At 75.5% G+C, this 3,703-nt stretch carries 3 protein-coding genes; all 3 read right to left on the minus strand.

Translation table 11 applies throughout. The features are described from left to right. Positions 1-78 precede the first annotated feature (78 nt). The 3 genes from ACFV0G_RS32265 to ACFV0G_RS32275 are packed head-to-tail and all read right to left on the minus strand — an operon-like array spanning position 79 to position 3,571. Positions 79-825: an SDR family oxidoreductase gene (locus tag ACFV0G_RS32265; protein WP_380555681.1), complete on the minus strand. Its 747-nt coding sequence runs from the start codon at positions 823-825 to the stop codon at positions 79-81. Continuing rightward, positions 822-1,988, minus strand: coding sequence for an alpha/beta hydrolase family protein (locus tag ACFV0G_RS32270; RefSeq protein ID WP_380555683.1), 1,167 nt, complete (start codon positions 1,986-1,988; stop codon positions 822-824). The genes ACFV0G_RS32265 and ACFV0G_RS32270 overlap by 4 nt, the downstream gene beginning before the upstream one ends. After that, a complete protein-coding gene (locus tag ACFV0G_RS32275) occupies positions 1,985-3,571 on the minus strand; it encodes an AMP-binding protein (RefSeq protein ID WP_380555685.1) in 1,587 nt (528 codons plus the stop codon). The genes ACFV0G_RS32270 and ACFV0G_RS32275 overlap by 4 nt, the downstream gene beginning before the upstream one ends. Positions 3,572-3,703: the final 132 nt, after the last annotated feature.

The raw sequence follows: 3,703 nt of genomic DNA on the forward strand, positions 1-3,703 counted from the left end.
TCACGGGGGGGGCCGGTGACGTGCGGGGGCCGGGGTCCCCGCCCGGTGCGGCGACCCCGGCCCGCGGGCCCGGCCAAATCAGCCGGTGGCGCCGCCGTCCACCGTCACGACCTGCCCGGTGATCCACCGGCCGGCGTCGCCGGCCAGGAACGAGATGACGTCCGCGATGTCCTGCGGACGGCCCATCCGCCCGAACGGCGAGGCGGCCGCCATCGCGGCCTGCCGCTCGGCCGGCGCCTGGCTGAACATGCCCGGCACGGTCGGGCCGACCCGCAGCGAGTTGACCGTGATGCCGCGCGGGCCCAGCTCCTTCGCCGCGACCTTGCCGAACAGCTCCAGCGCCGCCTTGCTGGCCGCGTACGCGCCGGAGCCCGGGATCGGCTCCTGCACCAGGGTGGAGGAGATGTTGACGATCCGTCCGCCGTCGGCCAGCTTGACCGAGGCCTCGCGCAGCACGTTCAGCGCGCCGCGCACGTTGACGTCGAACACCGCGTCGAGGATCTCGGTGTCGAGGTCGGCGAGCGGGCGGGGGATCATCGTGCCGGCGTTGTTGACCACGATGTCGATCCGGCCGAAGCGGTCCGCGGCGTGGCCGAACAGCGCGGTCACCTGGGCGGCGTCGGCCACGTCCGCCTGCACGGCGACCGCGGAGCCGCCGGTCGCCTCGATCCCGGCCACCAGCTGCTTGGCCGCCTCGGCGGAGCTGCGGTAGGCGATCACCACGTGGTGGCCGTCGGCGGCCAGGCCCTGCGAGACGGCGCTGCCTATGCCGCCGGCGCCGCCCGTCACGATGGCGACCTTGCCCGTCGGGTTCACGGTTGTCATGGGTTCCTCTTCGTCGATGGGGGTAGCAGGCGCTCCGCCACCCAGTCGGCTGCGTCCAGGCTGCAGACGTTGATCAGGTTGAGGCAGACGTGCGCCTCGCGCTCGTGCACCACGAGCCGGTGGCCCGCCCCCCAGGCCTCGTCCAGGTCGGCGAGGGCGGCGAGCGGGAAGATGTCGTCGAGGGCGCCGTGCACGCTCAGCACCTCGGTGGCGGGCCGGGCCGCGGGGTCGATCCGCAGCTTGTCGAAGCGCGCCTGGATCTCCCGGTCGTCGTCGCACCCGAGGGCGAACCGGAAGTCGTCCTTGAGCCGCCGCGGCAGTCCCTCGAAAGGAGCAATCAGCGGTCCGCCCGACAGGTTGACGACGCAGCGGAACTCCGCGCCGAGCTCCTGGGCCACCCGCAGCGCGAGGTACCCGCCGAAGCTCACCCCGAGGAAGCCCAGCCGCCCGGCATCGATCCGCTCGTCGGCCCGCACCACCTCCAGCAGGCGGGCGACCACCGACTCCATCTCGATCCGCAGCGGCACCTGCCCGACGTGCACGCCCTGGCCGGGGCCGTCGAACAGCAGCGCGGCGATGCCCCGCTCCAGGTACGCCTCGGCGAGCGAGAGCACCTCGACCTCGGTCACCGAGTCCAGACCGTTGGAGAGAATCACGCACGCCAGCGGCCCGGCCGGGCGCACCGCCGCCGGGGGCAGGATCAGCTGGTACGGCACCCGCGGGCCGCACGGCTCGTCCGGCTCCAGCTCGCCGTACGAGATGTCGAGTTCGCCGCCGGCCAGGGCCTGCCGGGTGAGCTCGCGGATCCGCTGCCGCAGCCGGAGCTTGACCGCGGCGTCGTCGAAGTACATGAACTCGGCCCAGTGGTGGCAGGCCGCCGCCGAGCGCAGCGCCCGGGACCGGCCGGCCGCGGTGGTGGCGCGGTCGGCGACCGCCTCCCACCGCCCGGCCTGCGCCTCCCAGCGCTCCAGCCACTCCACCCAGAACGCCGCCGAGCCGAGGTCGACCTCGGCGGCGAAGCCGTCCAGCGCCACCGCGACGTCGCCCCAGTGCAGTTGGGGCGCGTACCGGGCGTTGAGGAACATCAGCCGCGGCAGGAAGTAGCCGGCGCCGGTGAAGAGCGCCTCCGGAACGCGCGGCGGGCGCGGCCTGGCCGTGGTCATCGGACGTCCTCCCCGGTCAGGGCGATCAGCGCGGCCGGGTCCACGGCCGCCACCACCTCGCCCTTGCGGACCTTGTCGTTGGCGCTCTTCGGGAACGGCTCCGGGCTGGCCCAGATCAGGTCGGGCCACTTCTCCCGGCTCAGCACGCCGGTCAGCCGCTCGGTGACCACCGCGCGGATCTCGTCGGGCGCCCGCCGGGCCAGCGGACCGGCGAGGCAGGCCACCGGCCGCTCGGCCAGGGTCTCCCGGCCGGCCACGCCGACCAGCACCGCCTCGTCCACGCCGGGGATCTCGGCGAACACCGCCTCGACCTCCTCCGGGTAGATCCGGTGCCCGTTGGCGCTCATCAGCGAGGCGTTGAGCCGGCCCTTGAGCACCAGGTCGCCGTCCGGGCTCCAGAGGCCGAGGTCGCCGGTGCGCAGCCACTCCCCGGGCGGCTCGACGGCGCCGGTGGCCGCGTCGAGGTAGCCCTCCATCCGGGCGGCGCCGCGCAGCGCGACCTCGCCGACGCCCTCGGGGTGGCCCTCCACCGGCAGCAGCCGGACCTCCAGGGTGTCGTCCGGGCGGCCGACGTTGTAGGCGTGCCGCCGGTAGCGCTGCTCGCGGTGCGCCTGCTCGTCGAGCCAGCTGAACGGCCCGAAGGTCTCGCTCAGCCCGTAGCCCTGCACCCAGGCGCAGGGCAGCGCCCGGCGGCCCTCCTCCAGCACCGCGCGCGGCATCGCGGCCGCGCCGTAGGCGACCACCCGCAGCGAGGAGAGGTCGGCGCCGGGGGCCGCGGCCAGGAAGCGCTTCATCGCGATCGGGCGGAGCATCACATGGGTGACCCGGTGCTCGGCGACCTGGGCGGGCCAGTCGGCGAGGTCGCGGCCGCGCGGGAAGACCAGCACCGCGCCGTGCAGCAGCGCGCCGAACGAGAAGATCACGCCGGTAGTGTTGTTCAGCAGGCCGGACATGAAGATCCGGGCGTCGGCGGAGAACAGCAGGTGTCCGGTGACGGTCTCGACGCGGCGGCAGATCAGCTCCTCGGAGATGCTGATCGCCTTGGGCGCGCCGGTGGTGCCGCTGGTGAAGAGCACCAGGAAGTTCCCGACCGGCGCGGGGTGCTCGACCACCGGGCCCGCGCCCTCGGGCGCGGGGGTGTCCTCGGGCGCGAGCCGCACCACGGGGGCGCCGAGTCCGCGCAGCTCGTCCAGCCCGGCCGGGTCGGCCTTGAGGTGCACCACGGCGTCGGGGCGCGCGGTGGTGACGATGGTGCGCCACTCCGGGACGGCGGCGGCCTGGAGGTTGTACGGCATCAGCACCCGCAGGCCGAGCGCGCTGGCCGCGGCCAGGAAGAAGACCCCGGCCGGGTCGTGGTCGAGCAGCGCGAGCACCCGGCTGCCGCCGGTCACCCCGGCGGCACGCAGCCGCTCGGCGGTGCGCGCCACTTCGGCCCGCACCTGGCCCCTGGTCCAGGTCCGCCCGCCGGCCACGATGCACGGCGGGCCGCCGGGGTCGGCGCCGGGGCGGACCAGCATCGAGACCAGTTTGTCGGCGTCGCGGGCGGGCCCCGGCGCCGGCGGGGTGCGTTCTTCGGTGATCACAGCGGACTCCTGCCCTGGGGTGCGGATCCGGCACGGCGGCGGGGGGGGGGGGGGGGGGGCGGGGGGGGGCGGGGGGGGGGCGGGGGGGGGGGCGGGGGGGTGTGGGGGGGGGGGGGGGGGGTATTGAGAGCC

The organism is Kitasatospora sp. NPDC059571 (assembly GCF_042735675.1).
Taxonomy (GTDB): Bacteria; Actinomycetota; Actinomycetes; order Streptomycetales; family Streptomycetaceae; genus Kitasatospora.